This is a genomic window from Pantoea sp. FN0305, assembly GCF_050113845.1.
Taxonomy (GTDB): Bacteria; Pseudomonadota; Gammaproteobacteria; order Enterobacterales; family Enterobacteriaceae; genus Mixta; species Mixta alhagi.
The window spans coordinates 805,265-820,779 of the sequence record NZ_JBNJSN010000001.1; the positions used below are offsets into that span (position 1 = coordinate 805,265).

Genomic DNA, 15,515 nt, shown 5'->3' on the forward strand with positions numbered 1-15,515 from the left:
GTTATCACTGGAGGGGAAGAAAGTTTTTCACCTTATCAGAAATTTTTTTACGCAAATTTTCATCTCTTGTTACCGTTAAGCCTGTTTAATCATTAAAAATCGAAAAATGATTAGCTGACAGTAAGTTAGCCCATCTGTAACCCTGCTGAAATGCCTGCCAGTGCTACGTTTTGCTATCGAAATCGCCAGTGAACAAGCCCATTTTTCCAGCAAACAAACTTGACAGTTTTTTAATAGCTAATAGTATTTTTAATAACAAAGGTTATGAAGTGTGGTGAATGTGTTAACCGCCTCGTCAGCGAACTATTAAGCCGCATTCATGCTTCATAGACGTGTTGAAGCATAGTTGAACCCGGAGCGGCGCCCAGGCGCCGATGGGAAGTTAGATAACTGACGGGCTGAGTAGCTGAAGAGGTTCGCCATGATTTATGTCTTATATCGTGTCGCCGGTGGGCAGTATCGCGAGTTCACCTTACCGGATGATGATGTGGCGGCTTACCGGCGCAAATCACGGATTAAAAAGATAGCGACGCCGATAAGTTCGGCGGAGGAGGAGAGTTCGACAGCCGGTAAACGTGGATCATCCACGGTTAAAAAGCCGTTAGATGGACCTTCGAGATAGCGATAGACGCTGATGCGCTCATTAACACGAGCGATGACCAGGTCACCTGACTCTGGCGGAATAGCAGTATCAATAATGACGATACTGCCCGCAGTAGCTTCAGCACAACCGCTGTTTCGATCTATCAAGTAGGCTCGCCAGGTTTTTTTGGCGCGGACGCCGTTAGGCGTGGTTACGGTCTCGCTGGTTTTGCCTGCGAGCGTCCAGACAGGGACGTCACTGGCCGCGGGAGTATGTGAAAAACCTTCTTTGTTAGAAGGTCCCTGCATCTCTCCCTGACCTTTGGCCAGCCATTCGACATTGACGTTGAGTGCGGCCGCGATGTCGACCAGTTTGCGTGATCCAGCGGCCTGACCTTTGGTCAGACGCCAGATAGTAGGCTGGGAAACGCCGGATGCTTTAGCTAAAGCACCCTGAGTCATTCCGGCCAAGTTCATCGCTATATTGAGCCGCGTAGCAAGAGAATCTGTTTTCATAAACGAAAATTTATAGCGCGCCGTATTGTTCGTCAAACACGCTTTGCTATGGCCTGATTCGATACGTTTTGTTATGGGTTCAAGCATTATACATAACAGAATGAAAACCACCAATGTGGCAGAGCCAATTTTTAACAAGGTCACGGGTAAGCTGGAGAAGGAGAGAGTGCGATGAGCGAGATAATAAAAATTCTTAAATTTGAAGAAGGTTATCGGGCAAAGCCTTATATCGATACAGAAGGATATCCGACCGTGGCTTATGGCATCAAACTTGGGCCGCGCGGATGCCCAATCAGTAATTATACCTTCACGGTGCCGGAGGTGGTGGGGAGCGTATGGCTGGAAACCCTGTTGAGCAATAACAGGTTACAAATGAATGCCATGCCGGGAATTGTCGATGCGCTGCGACATTGCAACGAGCCGCGGAGCGATATTTTGCACAGCATGGCATGGCAAATGGGGGTTGAGGGGTTAGCCGGATTCAAGAATATGCTGGCCCTAATTTCTCAGGAAAATTTTACCGCGGCGGCCAGCAGTATGTTGATGAGTAAGTGGGCACGGCAAACGCCTAACCGGGCGAAGCGCCATGCGGATGTGATGCGTAGCGGCAGTTACGAGGGTTACAGAGGGGTAATCATATGAAATTACGGCTGGTTAAGGATTGGCCAAACTGGTGGCGCTGGCATTCTACGAAAGCGCTGGTTGCACTCGGTCTGCTACCTACGATTTGGCTTGAAATGCCTGCTGAGTGGAAAGCATTGATTCCGTCTCACTGGCTACAAATTACTTCATTCATTGTCATGCTGGTGGGAATGTTTTCACGTATTACCAGGCAAAAAGCACCGCCTGATACCAATACGCCAGCTGATAGAGAAGGCACAAATAATACGCCTTGAATTAAATATTACGCACCAGGGCTTAATAATGAAAACGGTAAAAAATAATTCCGTAATAGAAGCGGAAAGGGATTTCCGCAACCTTAATTCGTGCGCTGAACAGTTTTAACAAGGATAAAAACCCTTATTTTTCATTCTGGAGGTTCATCATGGCTTTAACTACATCTTCTCAAAAAATTGCTGCAACAAGTGCAACTGATTATACAACCGATAATACCGTCGCTTTTCAGGCGCTGCTTAATAAGGAAAGACATGTCATCGTCGATACCATTATTAATCTTTCTGCACAAGTTAAAACTGCCTTTGAAGGGCAGATTATCGAAGGAAAGGAGACGGGTGAAATCAGGCCGATAGGCACCGCTATGAGTATCCATTCGATGATTGCGTTGAAACATAAGCGTTGTCAGCTGCGTAGTCTGAAATCGACCAATCCATTATTGCTGCAAAGTAACGTTCCCGGCGATCAAGGCGGAGGTCGTCAGGGGACGGTAGATATTCAGGCGGACTTCTGCGTGATTGAAGGTTGTACCATGATTAACCAGGTTAACGCCGTTATTGCCGGTTCAATCTTTCGTGCGCATGGTTCACGTATTATCAATAATAACTTCCTGGACTGCCTGGGCGTTGGTCTGGAAGAGCGTGGTGATGCCGTCAGTATCTGGGGTTCCGGTACGGTGATTGCTCATAACTACGCCTCCTGTAAAGAAGGCACCGATGGACGCATTGCGTTTCATGCCGAAGCGCCGGTTACTTCCAACAGCGGACGCGCCCATTTTGATGCTCAGCATACTATTATGGCGAATAACCTGGCCTACGGCCCGTTCCGCCGTCACTTTGTGATGGAAGGGATTACCAACGGGACGGCGATCGGTAACATCTCTCTCGGCGGCGCGACCTGGTGGGGCGAAGCTTATATTATGTGTACCAATGTGCTGGCGGAAAATACGATTAAATATACCCGTACATCTGCCGATACGCAGGGTGCCAACTGGGCGCCGAAACGCGGGGCGATTTGCGTACAGAACTGGTCATATAACGTAAGTATCCGTTCAAATGTGGTCATGGACGAAGGCTCCGTCGGCGACGGTTTTATTCTTGATCGCTCATCAACGGTGAAAGCTGAACATCGTCTGACGCTGCAACTCTCCATGCTGAATAAAGGAGACGAAAGAAATAACGCCTTTAATTTAGTGCCGGCAGAAGATCTGCATTTGAATAACTGTTATGCCGCAGGTTTCGCCAGTGTTATTAAAGGAACCACTAGTGATTATAATACCGTCCTGTTAACGGGTTGCCGTTTAAGAACCAACGGTACCGCTACCGGTGTATTAATTCAGGGCGGTTCAGGCGGCACACTGTCAATTAACCATAGCATTATAGACGTAGGCAGTAATAATTTTGCTATGAACCTGTTCAATTTGGCGAAAATTCATATTACCAGTACCGGTTATGCCGCAGCAAAATTCGCCCTTGGTCTGCAAAACATCGGTGAAAAATTCGTTATGAGTAACTGTTATAACCTTAATTCTGATGTACCGCTCAGCCTGCGTTATACCAGAACCAGTACTACAGGCGGAGCGCCGATTGTTACGTCAGAAGGTGATGTACCGGAAATTGAATGGCTGTTTAATCAGAATGATGGCATTACCTGTGGATTCGTCTATTCTCAGGCGCAGCTTAAATCGTTGACTTCTACAGTTAATACTTTCGGCAAAGCAATGGGTAAAATCGTACTGGGTTACACCGCTGATAAGAAACTACGTTACTACTATGCTATGGGGCCTGCGGCCAACTCGCCCTGGGTCTCTTTCGATAATGCTGAGACAGTAACGCCAGCCTGATCGTCCGAGCCTTCTGCGCAATGCAGAAGGCTCTTTTAATAAGGAATGTTTAACTGTGAGCAGCGCCTGCCTGGCATCATTCACGCTGCTCTTTTTAGTTAATTGAAGACCGTTACAGACTACAGAAAATGAAATCCTCAGCTAAATGCTGACCTGCTTCTCTCTAAAAATCCTCAGAGAATTCTGCTTCTTGTGTTGATGAATTGCCTTTCTGATAAAACAACGCCTAATTAAATCAGCTCAGCATTAAGTAAAGTCTGGTCCTTAATATTATTCGGATACATAAAATTAACGTGTTTATAATTTACGGGAGATATTATTACCCTATTCTCAGCGAGCAAGTCGGAGTGCATCAGCTAAAATTCAGTTCCATTTATTTAATCAAATAGAGAGGATTGCTATGCCAGTCTCCACATCGTCGCTGAATATCAGAACCAATAGTGCCACAGATTACACCACGGATAATACGGCTGGTTTGCAGAAACTGGTTAATCAAAGGACACATATTATTATCGACACCGTTATTAATCTTTCCGGGAAAATTAAAACCGCCTTTGATGGGCAAATTATAGAGGGCACCGAAACTGGCGAAATCAGACCGATTGGCAATAGTATGGTCATTCTGTCAATGATTGTTCTGAATCATCCGCGCTGCAAGCTATTAAATTTAACCTCAACAAATCCTCTATTATTACAGAGCGACGCTGAGCCGAAAGAAGGCGGCGGACGCCAGGGTACCGTGGATATTCAGGCCGATTTTTGCGTTATTCAGGGATGTACCATGACCAATCAGGTCAATGCGGTAATTGCCGGATCTATTTATCGAGCCCATGGTTCGCGCATTCTGGAAAATAATTTTTTCGATTGTCTGGGCGTGGGACGAGAGGACTGAGGGGATGCGGTCAGTATCTGGGGTTCGGGCACGGTGATTGACGGTAATTATGCGTCCTGTAAAGAGGGCACAGATGGTCGTCTTGCTTTTCACGCCGAAGCGCCGGTAACAGCAGGCACTGACCGACCTGAGTTTGATGCGCAGCACACTATTATGACAAATAATCTGGCCTGGGGACCGTTTCGTCGGCATTTTGCTTTTGAACTTCAGCCTGCGAAAGATTTACATTTAAACAACTGCTATGCAGAAGGGTTCGCCAATAAAATTAAAGCGGTCACTGCGCCTTATAATAATATATTACTGACCGGGTGTCGGTTGGTGGGGAACGGTACCGCTACGGGAATTCTATTCCAGGGCGGTAATGGTGGATCATTATCAATTAACCACAGTATTATTGATGTTGATGGTAATGATTATGCAATGAGCCTGTTTGATCTGGCGAGGGTAAATATTACCAGCACCGGCTATGCCTCAGATAAGTATGCTGTCAGTATGCGTAATATCAGCGAAAAGTTTATTTGGAGTAATTGTTATAATCTTAAATCCTCTGAACCCTTATCTTTACGCTATGCCAAAACCAACGCATCCGGCGGCTCAACCGTGACAACTAAAGGGGATGTGCCGAAAATCGAATGGCTGTTTAACAATAACCAAGGCATTAACAGCGGCTTTGTCTATTCGCAGGCACAGCTTGCGTCCTCCGCCTCCGCCGTAAATGTTATTGGTAAATCCTCAGGCAAGATTGTACTGAGCTATGATGTAAGTAAGCAGCTACGTTACTACTATGCCACGGGTGAAGAGGCAAAAGCGCCATGGGCCATGCAGGAAAGCACGCGTTCAGTTACGCCTGCCTGACCTGATGCTACCGCCGTCTACGGCGGAGGCCTTGATGCTGGTATCCCCATGGCATTACCACAGGAATTAATAATGAAGTCTGGATACCTGGCACTGACTACCGGCATTTGCAGCCTGAGTTTTTGCACCCTGAGCCTGGCGGCAGAAACCTGCCGCGCCATTCCTGAAGCGATAAAACAGAGCAACAGCGTCATTCTGCTGGGCGGCACGGCAAAAGGGCCGGTTAAACAGGTGGTGATGGGCGAGTTCGGCAAAAATGTCAATTCGCAAAAGCGCGTATTGGGCCAGTTCGACCGTTGCGGTCAGCTTGTCGTCGCGGATATCAGCTACGATAAAAACGATCAAAATATTGTTCTGGCTATGGAGCAGCATATTTTTCGCGTTAATCACGGCTGGCTGGCGGAATACCAAATCTCAGTGAAAGTGCAAAAAGAGAATGCCCTGGTTGAGGTAAATAACAAGCAGGGCAATATCAGTTATATGGTGGGAACCAAAGGCAATATCATCAGCGCCAGCGATAGTTTTATGCTGATGGGGAAGAAAGGTTTCACCGAGACAACGTACAGCTATGATCCTCAAATGCGTTTAAGCACCAGCACATCACGTGGCTCGGATAGGCTCACCAACGGTGAATATCGCTATCGCTGGAACAAAGCGGGATTGCTGCTGGGCAGCAGATCGGCGCAAAGCCAGGAGAGTTACACTTACGATGCGCAACAGCGTGAACTGGGAATGCGGATGATTAATACCACCAGCAACGGCACCATTACCACGCTGGATGAGTGCCAGAGCTGGGATAAAACCGGTAACTGCACGCTGAGCTATTCCCATGAAACCGAAATTGCCGGGCAGGAAACCCTGCAGCGTCAGCTGGGGACGGCGTATCGCTTTGAGTACTGGGATAGTGAGGCAGAGAAGGGTGGAGAGGAAAAGCGCTAAACGCTTTTTCGCACGGTGAGAGCCTGAACAGAGGCGTCCGTTGACGCCTCTGTTATTTAACGCCGTAACGTCACTATTTCACGCTTTGACTGAACGCATCTACCGCCAGAATAGCATTGGCGACCGCTTCCGGCGTCAGTGCCGGATTAAGGTTTTTCAACGTGTCGCCTTCGCTGTTTGCCAGCGCGCCAATTCTAACCATATTTTCCCAGCTTTCATTTTCCAGGTGCATCTCTGCCAGCGTAGTCGGCATGTTTATGGCGCGGTAAAAGCGGATATATCGGGCGATCTCCTCATCGGGCCGCTGTTCCAGTACCATCTGCGTGAGCGTGCCATACGCCACTTTTTCACCATGCGTCAGATGATGAATATCGCCTTCGATAGCGGTAAAGCCGTTATGAATCGCATGCGCGCCCGCCAGTCCGGCATTTTCAAAGCCCAGCCCCGAAAGCAGCGTATTGGCTTCCACCACTGCTTCAACCGCAGGCGTTACGCGCTTTTGCGCCACGGCGGTCCAGGCGCTGTAGCCCCAGGTCAGCAGCGTCTCTTCACAGGCGCGGGCGATCGCCATTCCGGCAATGGTGGGATCGCCATTCACCATCGATTTACCGTGTGAGCGCAGCACCGCCTGCGCTTCAACGTAGGTCGCCAGGCCATCAGCAATGCCGGAAGCAAACAGCCGCACCGGCGCCTGAGCGCAGACCCAGGTATCCACCAGCACCAGGTCGGGGTTTTTACTGTAAAAGCGATAACTTTCGAAGACGCCGCTATCGGAATAGATAACGGAGAGCGCGCTACAGGGCGCATCGGTCGAGGCGGCGGTCGGCACAATCGCCACCGGCGATTGCAGCTCATCCGCCACCGCTTTGGCCGTGTCCAGGGTTTTGCCGCCGCCCAGACCAACCACGACCACAGAGCCCTGTTGGCGTGCGGCATTTGCCAGGCGGGTAATCTCACTGCCGGAAGCCTCACCATTGAACTTTTCATAGTGCTGCTGGATATCGCTCTGTTTCAGCGTATTTTGCACCTGTTCGCCAACCAGTCCCCAGACAATATCGTCAGCGATCAGAAATGCGCTGTCACCTAATTCTTTCAGCCAGGTTCCCAGTTCAGTCAGTACGCCAGCGCCCTGAACATATTTGCGTGGGGAGGAAAAAACAAACTTACTCATTCCCGTTCTCCTTTTAGCTATTGATTTAACGTGTTAGCTAAAGCCTGGCAGGTTTCCGGGAATGGGTTTGTTAAAGAGTGGGAAAAGGGAAATTATCCATAGCGCTGCTGGTGGGCTTTTTTGCGTCGCAGGTAATCTTCATCCGCACGAATTTTATCCCAGTATCCTTTGAAAATGGTGGCCGATTCGACTTTCTCTGCGTCCAGCTGTTGCGGCAGCACCTGCCGCTGCGCATCATATTTTTTACCGCCGGGATGATTGGCATAGCGTCGCGCGCGGGTAAAACCCATCTGAATAAATTTACGCGCCATATCCATACCAACAAAATCGTCCTGCTGTCGATAGGCTTCAAACAGCGCCATAATTTTTTCTGCTGACTCGCGCGCAATGGCTGGGGTACGAAAGCGCCAGTGCGGTAAAATTTCCGATTTGTAAGGCTCGACAAGCAGTACGCCCTGTTCGCCCCGGCCTACCTGATACAGTTCCGGGTGCTGGCGAAAATCGATGGCTTTAAAATCCTGCTGATAATCAAACTCTCTCATTGGCCCTCCTGTAATCGCTGCGTTAAGTTTAGTGTTCAACGCGCAAATCTGCTTTTCTGCGGCGGAGCCGTTGGGTAGGAGGGGAGTGAATAAAGCATTGGGAAGGGCGCTGGGGCGTTAAAAAAGGGCATCCCGGGATGCCCCTGACTTTCCTGTTACGGCTTGCGTGCTACCAGCACGGCACGCAAAGGAGCGGGGTAACCCTCCACGGTTTTGCTGCTGTCCTGGGGATCGAGAAAGTCCGTCAGCGATTCGGTAATCATCCAGTCGGTGCGTCGCTGTTCGTCGGTGGTGGTGCGGGAATAGTCCACGATGCGCACATCAACAAAACCGCATTTTTCCAGCCAGCGCGCCAGTGCCTCCGCCGACGGAATAAACCAGACGTTGCGCATTTGCGCATAGCGTTCGCCCGGCACCAGCACATCATGCTCGTCGCCTTCAATTACCAGGGTTTCCAGCACCAGTTCGCCGCCGCTTACCAGCTGATTTTTCAACTGGTAGAGATGATCCAGCGGGGAGCGCCGATGATAGAGCACTCCCATGGAAAAAACGGTATCAAAAGCCTTCAGTTCCGGCAGCTGTTCAATACCGACCGGCAGCAGATGCGCGCGCTGATCGTTGCCAAGCAGCTTACGTACCGCTTCAAACTGGCAGAGAAACAGCTGAGTGGGATCGATGCCCACCACCAGATTTGCGCCCGCGCCAATCATGCGCCACATGTGATAACCGCTGCCGCAGCCGACATCCAGCACGGTGCGATCGGTGAGCGGGGAGATGTGCGGTAGCACGCGATCCCATTTCCAGTCGGAGCGCCACTCGGTATCAATATGGGTGCCGTAAAGTGAATAAGGACCTTTGCGCCACGGCATCAGGGTGCGCAGCAGTTTTTCGATGCCCTGACGCTGGCGCTCGCTAAGCGCATCGCTGTCGGCGGTAACGCTGTGCTGTAAATCGAGATGCTGCGGCGTGAGCTGCGGCAGGTTATCTACCGCTTTGGTCCAGTTGCGGAAATGGCCGTGCAGATTTTCACGCTGCCAGGCTGCCAGCTGCGCCGGCAGCACTTCAAGCCAGCTGGCCAGCGGGCCCTGCGCGATGCGCTGATAAAAGTTGCCGAAGTCGATCATGCCGTACCTGCTTTTAACGCCACCAGAGAGCCAAAGTTAAAGCACTGGAACCAGAGTTCGCTGTGTTGAAAACCGGCCTGGCGCAGGCGCGCCTTATGTGTTTCAACCGAGTCGGTCAGCATCACGTTTTCCAGCATGCTGCGCTTCTGGCTGATTTCCAGTTCACTGTAGCCATTGGCACGCTTGAAGTCGTGATGCATGTTAAATAACAGTTCGCCCACTTCCGCATTTTCAAAGCTGAATTTTTCTGACAGCACCAGCGCGCCGCCAGGATTCAGGCCCTGGAAGATGCGTGCCAGTAGCGCCAGACGATCGTCAGGTGCCAGGAACTGCAGGGTAAAGTTCAGCACCACCATTGAGGCGTTTTCAATATTGATACCGCGAATGTCAGCTTCGATAACCTCAACCGGCGTGCTGGCGCGGAAGGCATCGATATGACGACGGCAGCGTTCAACCATTGCCGGAGAGTTATCAACCGCAATAATTTTGCAGCCTTCCGCCTGTACCGAACGGCGCACGGAAAGCGTGGCGGCGCCAAGCGAACAGCCCAAATCGTAAACCCGGGTATGGGGCTTAACGAAGCGTTCGGCCAGCATGCCGATCATAGAGATGATATTGGAATAACCCGGCACCGAGCGCTGGATCATATCCGGGAAAACTTCAGCTACGCGCTCATCAAACGTCCAGTCGCCCAGTTTATCAATAGGCGCGGAGAACAGCGTATCTCGATTAGACATAGGGGTAAATCCGGTCAACTACGGAAAGGGCGTTATTTTGGCAGAAAGCGCGGCGCGCTGCATCTTTTGTCGCGCGAACCGCAGCGGCTGCGACAACCGTTGAGTCGTGAAGGCGCCGCGCGCTTAGCAAGAACGGTCTCAAAAAACGGTGAATATGGCGTTGGGCACAGATTGTTTTTTGTTCGCTGTTATGTTCTGTCGCTGCTGGCGCGTTTACACCTTCTGCTTATACCCTGACGTATGGCGGGTAGCTTAAGGAAACGCAGAACGGCCAGAACGGATATTTCAGGCTAAAGGAAACGGCAACGATGGACAGGGTTAAAGAAGGAACGCTGCGTTTATTAACGCTGGAAGAGATCGCGCTGGCACATTCCATTTTTGGCGGATCGATAGATTACGCACGCGTATGGATTCATTGCGACAGCTATTTGCCTTTTGGTTTGCAGAGAAGGGATACAGCAATGTCGCCTAATGGGGAAATTTGGTTCAGAGAAGAACTCTATGAACCCAACTTTGGCTCAATCTATACGCCTGCATCATCAAAGCATCTTTTTATTCATGAAATGATGCATGTTTGGCAATACCAACAGAGAATGTGGGTTCGGGCAAGAGGATTATTTAGCTGGGCTGCTGACTATACGTATCAGCTTGATGGTAAACCACTGTTACAATATTCACTTGAGCAGCAGGCTCAAATCGTTGCCGATTATTTTGTACTTTATACTTTTGGTTATAGGGTATGGAATATGTTCAGGCAACAAACTTATCCCGTTGTTACTCATCAAGGCAGTATTGATCGCTTAAGGTTACTTTCGCAATATCAAAAAACCATTTATTCAGCTGTGAAAAAAGGCTAACTATGCGCGCTATAAAAGCATTATTAATCATTACAGCAGTCACGATGTTAACTGCTTGCGAAGGAAAAACGCTTTACCTTTATCGGGCAAAGGTAACAACAATAAATGATAAAGTTTGTGTGTTAATTGATGCGAAAGATAATGAGAATTTAAACCTCATTGAAATCAATTCTTCTGATAGCGCGCAAAATACTTTCAGAAAATTTTATTCAATGGATGATAAAGCGATACCGCTTTCTCGTAACCAGTGCGTTCCCTTGTTTGATTATCCCTTTAAAGAGGGTCTGGCTTACGGCGTTTCGATCGCTACCTTTATTAAACCCGTAGCAAAAATGGACGGTAGAAAGTTTATCGCCACTTTCACACTCTACCGCGTCGATGGCAAACTGATGGCGACCCGGATATAAAATCAGAACAGCGCCGCCTGCTGCGGCCAGTCCGGGGATTCACCCACCTGCGGTAACGCCTGCTGCAGGCGCGGCCACAGCGTTTGCACCAGATCCAGCACCTCGCCGATATCGGGCGTATGAATAAACAGCCACGGCGTTCCCTTTTCCTGCCAGCCAGGCAGCTTGTTTAGCCAGTCCTCGAACCATATCTGATTTTCCTGCGGGGATTCGCTGCCGATAAAGCGCACCATCGGGTCGCTGGCGGTCATGATAGCGTGTGGCGGCACCTTTGGTTTTTTCGCTTTGGCATCCAGCGTGGCGGGCGTAACGGCACCAGAAGCGTGAACCGGGCGGCTGTCAAGGATCACGCGATTCACGCTGCGCTGATGCAGGCCGCGATTCAGTGCACGCTCCGCTTCGCCTTTGGCGAAAAAAGCCGGGTGACGCACTTCAACGCCATAGCGGAACCCGGCAGGCAAACCATCAAGAAATGCCCACAGCGCCGCCAGCGAATCGGGACCAAAGGTGGCAGGCAGCTGCAGCCAGTACTGACCAATGCGGGCGCTAAGCGGATCCAGCGTGCGGAAAAAAGTATCCAGCAGATCGTCGCAGTCGCGCAGGGCAGCCTGATGGCTGATAGTGGCGGGAAATTTAAAACAGAAACGAAAATCATCGCTGGTCATATCATGCCAGCGCAACACCACCTCTGCTTTTGGCAGCGCATAGAGCGTGGTATTGCCTTCAACGCAGTTAAAATAGCGGGCATAGTCAGCCAGCGTTTCCAGCCCATAGCGTTTCCAGTGCGGATGTTGCCACTGCGGCAAACCCAGACGAAGTGTCATAATGCTCCCGTATCAAAGTGTCCCCGGCAAACTGGCTCGCTCTGCAAACGCGAAAAGCGGATCACCCGCCGGGGCTTCACGGGCGGACAGGGGAGTGTCCACCACAGGTTACAGCGCGGCGATAATCTCATCGCTACGACGTATTTTTGCGATACGCGGGAAAATCCATTCCAGACTGCTGTTATGCTGCTCTACGCTGCCAGCGCTGCAAATATCCTCGGCAATGACCAGGTTAAAGCCCAGCTCCCAGGCGTTGCGCGCGGTAGATTCTACGCCAATATTGGTGGAAATGCCGCCCAGGACGATAGTATCGATGCCGCGACGACGCAGCTGCAACTCCAGATCGGTGCCGTAAAAGGCACCCCACTGGCGCTTAACCACTTCAATATCACCAGACGCAACGCCCAGCGCCGTAGGGTAGTTCCACCAGTTTTCCGGCAGCGCGCCGTGCATCAGCGCAGAATCGACTTCCTGCTTCGGCGCATCGGCAAAATCAGGCGACCAGCCAACACGCACCAGCACCACCGGCGCGTTTACGGCGCGGAATTTTTCCGCCAGCCTGGCCGCACCTGCCACCACCTGCTGCGCGCTGTGCGGGCCGCCGGCAAAAGGCAGGATACCTTCCTGCAAATCGATTAAAACCAGCGCGGTTGATTCAGGATTGAGTTTCATAATGTTCTCCGCGAACAGACAAAAGCGTAAGCCTACGTGACTTGCTGGCGTGCGGGCGAGCAGAAAAATGTCGTTAATTCATGAATTTTGTGAATTTCTGTGTGCGCGGCGCTAACATGAGCCGGCAGGGGATAACAAATGCACACACATTCTGCGCTGCGCGCCGTTCCCCCTTATCGTGCCTCGCTTTTTACATTATAATGCCTGCCTTTTTGCGGCAGCGTCTGCCTGAGGGTTATCCGCCGGATAACCAACTCCAGAACGATACATCAGCGCTGCCCATGCTGCAGCGGCGAAGTTAAAAGGATAGCGTTATGCGTACAGAATATTGCGGACAGATCAATCCGTCTCATGTTGGCCAGCAAGTGACTCTCTGCGGTTGGGTTAACCGTCGCCGCGATCTCGGGAGCCTGATCTTTATTGATATGCGCGACCGTGAAGGCATCGTCCAGGTCTTTTTCGACCCGGATCGTCAGGAGGCGTTCAATCTGGCGTCTGAGCTGCGTAACGAGTTCTGCATTCAGGTGACCGGCGTGGTCCGCGCCCGTGACGAACGCAATAAAAACCCCGATATGGCCACCGGCGAAGTAGAAGTTTTCGCCACCGACCTCACCATCATCAACCGCGCCGAGCCGCTGCCGCTGGATTTTAACCAGGTCAATACAGAAGAAGCGCGTCTGAAATATCGCTATCTCGACCTGCGTCGCCCTGAAATGGCGCAGCGCCTGAAGGCGCGTGCCAAAATCACCAGCCTGGTGCGTCGCTTTATGGACGATAACGGCTTCCTTGATATTGAAACGCCGATGCTGACCAAGGCCACGCCGGAAGGCGCGCGTGACTATCTGGTGCCGAGCCGCGTACATAAAGGCAAATTCTACGCGCTGCCGCAGTCTCCCCAGCTGTTCAAACAGCTGCTGATGATGTCCGGCTTCGATCGTTACTATCAGATTGTTAAATGCTTCCGTGACGAAGATCTGCGTGCTGACCGTCAGCCTGAATTTACGCAAATCGACGTGGAAACTTCCTTTATGACCGCGCCGCAAGTGCGTGAAGTGATGGAGCGTCTGGCGCGCCAGCTATGGCTGGAAGTGAAGGGCGTCGATCTGGGCGAGTTCCCGCAGATGACTTTTGCTGAAGCGATGCGTCGTTACGGTTCCGACAAGCCGGACCTGCGTAACCCGATGGAGCTGGTGGATGTCGCCGATCTGGTTAAAGAGGTTGAGTTCAAGGTCTTCTCTGGTCCGGCCAACGACGCCAAAGGCCGCGTAGCGGCGCTGCGTGTACCGGGCGGTGCGCAGCTTAGCCGTAAGCAGATTGATGAGTACGGCAAGTTTATTGAAATTTACGGCGCGAAAGGGCTGGCTTATATCAAAGTTAACCAGCGCGCGCAGGGCCTGGAAGGCATTCAAAGCCCGGTAGCGAAATTCCTTAACGCTGAAATCGTGGAAGCGATCCTGGAACGTACCGGCGCGCAGGATGGCGATATGGTGTTCTTTGGTGCTGATAAAGCGGGCGTGGTGGCTGATGCGATGGGTGCGCTGCGCCTGAAACTGGGTCGCGATCTGAACATCACCGACCTCAGCGCCTGGAAACCGTTGTGGGTTATTGACTTCCCGATGTTTGAAGACAACGGCGAAGGCGGCCTGACGGCAATGCATCACCCGTTTACCGCGCCGCGCGATATGACGCCGGAGCAGCTGAAAGCCGCACCGGAAACCGCCATCGCCAACGCTTACGATATGGTGATTAACGGTTACGAAGTGGGCGGCGGATCGGTACGTATCCACAACGGTCAGATGCAGCAAACCGTATTTGGCATTCTGGGTATTACCGAAACCGAGCAGCGCGAGAAGTTCGGCTTCCTGCTGGATGCGCTGAAGTTCGGTACGCCGCCGCACGCAGGCCTGGCATTTGGTCTTGACCGCCTGGTGATGCTGCTGACCGGCACCGATAATATTCGTGACGTTATCGCTTTCCCGAAAACCACCGCTGCAGCCTGTCTGATGACCGAGGCGCCAAGCTTCGCTAACCCAGCGTCGCTGGAGGAGCTGAGCATTCAGGTGGTGAAAAAGGAAAAGCCAGAGAGCCTGTAAGATGACGTTTAAGCATCCTGTCTCGGTACTGGTGGTGATTTTCGCGCAGGATACCGGGCGGGTGCTGATGCTACAGCGGCGCGACGATCCTGCGTTCTGGCAGTCGGTCACCGGCAGCCTGGAGGCGGGAGAAGCGCCTGTCGAGGCGGCGCGGCGCGAGGTGTGGGAAGAGCTGGGCATTGACGTGGTGGCTGAAGGGCTGACGCTTGAAGATTGCCAGCGGCAAATTGAATTCGAAATTTTTCCGCACTTTCGTCATCGCTATGCGCCGCACGTTACGCATAATATTGAGCACTGGTTTCGGCTGGCCTTGCCGGGCGAACGCAGCATTATGTTAAGCGAACATCTGGCCTTGCAGTGGCTGGATACAGCCACTGCCGCCCGTCTAACCAAGTCCTGGAGTAATCGCCAGGCGATAGAAGAATTCGTCGGCTAACCGCTGCCGACAGCCGCGCAGCGCACCGCAATGTGCGTGCTGTTTATCAGCAATAGCGCGCTGAAGCTGTCAGTCAGTCTGGACTGATGCAAAATCAACAGCGTCAGACATAAGGTGCGTTGTTTCCCTGC

The 15,515-nt window shown here is 51.4% G+C and carries 17 protein-coding genes; 10 read left to right on the forward strand and 7 right to left on the reverse strand.

Annotated features, from left to right (window positions below; translation table 11 throughout):
* Positions 1-495 precede the first annotated feature (495 nt).
* Positions 496-1,134 carry a helix-turn-helix domain-containing protein gene (locus tag ACQE3Y_RS03695; protein ID WP_426980886.1) on the reverse strand — a complete coding sequence of 213 codons (639 nt, stop codon included), beginning with the start codon at positions 1,132-1,134 and terminating at the stop codon, positions 496-498.
* Between the two features lie 135 nt (positions 1,135-1,269).
* Between ACQE3Y_RS03695 and ACQE3Y_RS03700 the strand changes: the two genes are divergently transcribed.
* The 6 genes from ACQE3Y_RS03700 (at position 1,270) to ACQE3Y_RS03725 (ending at position 6,521) form a co-directional block, all read left to right on the forward strand.
* Positions 1,270-1,740: a glycoside hydrolase family protein gene (locus ACQE3Y_RS03700; protein ID WP_426980888.1), complete on the forward strand. Its 471-nt coding sequence runs from the start codon at positions 1,270-1,272 to the stop codon at positions 1,738-1,740.
* A complete protein-coding gene (locus ACQE3Y_RS03705; protein ID WP_426972230.1) occupies positions 1,737-1,994 on the forward strand; it encodes a hypothetical protein in 258 nt (85 codons plus the stop codon). The genes ACQE3Y_RS03700 and ACQE3Y_RS03705 overlap by 4 nt, the downstream gene beginning before the upstream one ends.
* Before the next feature lie 149 nt (positions 1,995-2,143).
* The gene (locus ACQE3Y_RS03710; RefSeq protein ID WP_426980889.1) at positions 2,144-3,835 is read left to right on the forward strand and encodes a hypothetical protein; all 1,692 of its coding nucleotides are present in this window, start codon (positions 2,144-2,146) and stop codon (positions 3,833-3,835) included.
* 400 nt (positions 3,836-4,235) lie between these two features.
* Entirely contained in the window at positions 4,236-4,727 is a 492-nt protein-coding gene (locus ACQE3Y_RS03715; protein WP_426980890.1) for a hypothetical protein, read from the forward strand.
* Positions 4,728-4,760: 33 nt separating this feature from the next.
* Positions 4,761-5,582, forward strand: a complete 822-nt coding sequence (locus ACQE3Y_RS03720; RefSeq protein ID WP_426980891.1) for a hypothetical protein — start codon at positions 4,761-4,763, stop codon at positions 5,580-5,582.
* A 72-nt stretch (positions 5,583-5,654) separates the two neighbouring features.
* Positions 5,655-6,521 (forward strand): hypothetical protein, encoded by an 867-nt coding sequence (locus ACQE3Y_RS03725; RefSeq protein WP_426980893.1) that lies wholly within the window; start codon positions 5,655-5,657, stop codon positions 6,519-6,521.
* Positions 6,522-6,594: 73 nt separating this feature from the next.
* Here the strand turns inward: ACQE3Y_RS03725 and ACQE3Y_RS03730 are convergent, their stop codons facing one another.
* The 4 genes from ACQE3Y_RS03730 to cmoA all read right to left on the reverse strand — a co-directional run bounded on the left by ACQE3Y_RS03730 (position 6,595) and on the right by cmoA (position 10,095).
* The gene (locus ACQE3Y_RS03730) at positions 6,595-7,692 is read right to left on the reverse strand and encodes a glycerol dehydrogenase (RefSeq protein WP_426980895.1); all 1,098 of its coding nucleotides are present in this window, start codon (positions 7,690-7,692) and stop codon (positions 6,595-6,597) included.
* 92 nt (positions 7,693-7,784) lie between these two features.
* Positions 7,785-8,234, reverse strand: coding sequence for a DUF4385 domain-containing protein (locus ACQE3Y_RS03735; RefSeq protein WP_250650156.1), 450 nt, complete (start codon positions 8,232-8,234; stop codon positions 7,785-7,787).
* Positions 8,235-8,389: 155 nt separating this feature from the next.
* Positions 8,390-9,358 carry a tRNA 5-methoxyuridine(34)/uridine 5-oxyacetic acid(34) synthase CmoB gene (gene cmoB / locus ACQE3Y_RS03740; protein ID WP_426980896.1) on the reverse strand — a complete coding sequence of 323 codons (969 nt, stop codon included), beginning with the start codon at positions 9,356-9,358 and terminating at the stop codon, positions 8,390-8,392.
* Positions 9,355-10,095 carry a carboxy-S-adenosyl-L-methionine synthase CmoA gene (cmoA, locus tag ACQE3Y_RS03745; protein WP_426980897.1) on the reverse strand — a complete coding sequence of 247 codons (741 nt, stop codon included), beginning with the start codon at positions 10,093-10,095 and terminating at the stop codon, positions 9,355-9,357. Before cmoA ends, cmoB begins: the two co-directional genes overlap by 4 nt.
* 308 nt (positions 10,096-10,403) lie before the next feature.
* Here cmoA and ACQE3Y_RS03750 point away from each other — a divergent pair, with 308 nt between their 5' ends.
* Both ACQE3Y_RS03750 and ACQE3Y_RS03755 read left to right on the forward strand, forming a co-directional pair.
* On the forward strand, positions 10,404-10,952 hold the full coding sequence (locus ACQE3Y_RS03750; protein ID WP_426972239.1) for a type IV secretion protein Rhs: 549 nt from the start codon (positions 10,404-10,406) through the stop codon (positions 10,950-10,952).
* A gap of 2 nt (positions 10,953-10,954) precedes the next feature.
* A complete protein-coding gene (locus tag ACQE3Y_RS03755) occupies positions 10,955-11,359 on the forward strand; it encodes a putative T6SS immunity periplasmic lipoprotein (RefSeq protein WP_426972240.1) in 405 nt (134 codons plus the stop codon).
* A gap of 2 nt (positions 11,360-11,361) precedes the next feature.
* On the opposite strand, the gene ACQE3Y_RS03760 is transcribed toward ACQE3Y_RS03755, so the two are convergent.
* Together ACQE3Y_RS03760 and ACQE3Y_RS03765 are read right to left on the reverse strand one after the other, a co-directional pair.
* Positions 11,362-12,183, reverse strand: coding sequence for a DUF72 domain-containing protein (locus ACQE3Y_RS03760; RefSeq protein WP_426980898.1), 822 nt, complete (start codon positions 12,181-12,183; stop codon positions 11,362-11,364).
* Between the two features lie 108 nt (positions 12,184-12,291).
* Positions 12,292-12,858 carry a hydrolase gene (locus tag ACQE3Y_RS03765; protein WP_250652735.1) on the reverse strand — a complete coding sequence of 189 codons (567 nt, stop codon included), beginning with the start codon at positions 12,856-12,858 and terminating at the stop codon, positions 12,292-12,294.
* A 311-nt stretch (positions 12,859-13,169) separates the two neighbouring features.
* Here ACQE3Y_RS03765 and aspS point away from each other — a divergent pair, with 311 nt between their 5' ends.
* Complete coding sequence (gene aspS, locus ACQE3Y_RS03770; protein ID WP_426972243.1) at positions 13,170-14,948, forward strand: aspartate--tRNA ligase; 1,779 nt, start codon at positions 13,170-13,172, stop codon at positions 14,946-14,948.
* A 1-nt stretch (position 14,949) separates the two neighbouring features.
* On the forward strand, positions 14,950-15,384 hold the full coding sequence (gene nudB, locus ACQE3Y_RS03775) for a dihydroneopterin triphosphate diphosphatase (RefSeq protein ID WP_426980899.1): 435 nt from the start codon (positions 14,950-14,952) through the stop codon (positions 15,382-15,384).
* Positions 15,385-15,515 lie beyond the last annotated feature (131 nt).

Coding starts and splice junctions, on each gene's coding strand:
- ACQE3Y_RS03700 (WP_426980888.1), top strand. CDS start 1,270: ATGAGCGAGATAATAAAAATTCTTAAATTTGAAGAAGGTTATCGGGCA.
- ACQE3Y_RS03705 (WP_426972230.1), top strand. CDS start 1,737: ATGAAATTACGGCTGGTTAAGGATTGGCCAAACTGGTGGCGCTGGCAT.
- ACQE3Y_RS03710 (WP_426980889.1), top strand. CDS start 2,144: ATGGCTTTAACTACATCTTCTCAAAAAATTGCTGCAACAAGTGCAACT.
- ACQE3Y_RS03715 (WP_426980890.1), top strand. CDS start 4,236: ATGCCAGTCTCCACATCGTCGCTGAATATCAGAACCAATAGTGCCACA.
- ACQE3Y_RS03725 (WP_426980893.1), top strand. CDS start 5,655: ATGAAGTCTGGATACCTGGCACTGACTACCGGCATTTGCAGCCTGAGT.
- ACQE3Y_RS03730 (WP_426980895.1), bottom strand. CDS start 7,692: ATGAGTAAGTTTGTTTTTTCCTCCCCACGCAAATATGTTCAGGGCGCT.
- ACQE3Y_RS03735 (WP_250650156.1), bottom strand. CDS start 8,234: ATGAGAGAGTTTGATTATCAGCAGGATTTTAAAGCCATCGATTTTCGC.
- cmoB (WP_426980896.1), bottom strand. CDS start 9,358: ATGATCGACTTCGGCAACTTTTATCAGCGCATCGCGCAGGGCCCGCTG.
- cmoA (WP_426980897.1), bottom strand. CDS start 10,095: ATGTCTAATCGAGATACGCTGTTCTCCGCGCCTATTGATAAACTGGGC.
- ACQE3Y_RS03750 (WP_426972239.1), top strand. CDS start 10,404: ATGGACAGGGTTAAAGAAGGAACGCTGCGTTTATTAACGCTGGAAGAG.
- ACQE3Y_RS03755 (WP_426972240.1), top strand. CDS start 10,955: ATGCGCGCTATAAAAGCATTATTAATCATTACAGCAGTCACGATGTTA.
- ACQE3Y_RS03760 (WP_426980898.1), bottom strand. CDS start 12,183: ATGACACTTCGTCTGGGTTTGCCGCAGTGGCAACATCCGCACTGGAAA.
- aspS (WP_426972243.1), top strand. CDS start 13,170: ATGCGTACAGAATATTGCGGACAGATCAATCCGTCTCATGTTGGCCAG.
- nudB (WP_426980899.1), top strand. CDS start 14,950: ATGACGTTTAAGCATCCTGTCTCGGTACTGGTGGTGATTTTCGCGCAG.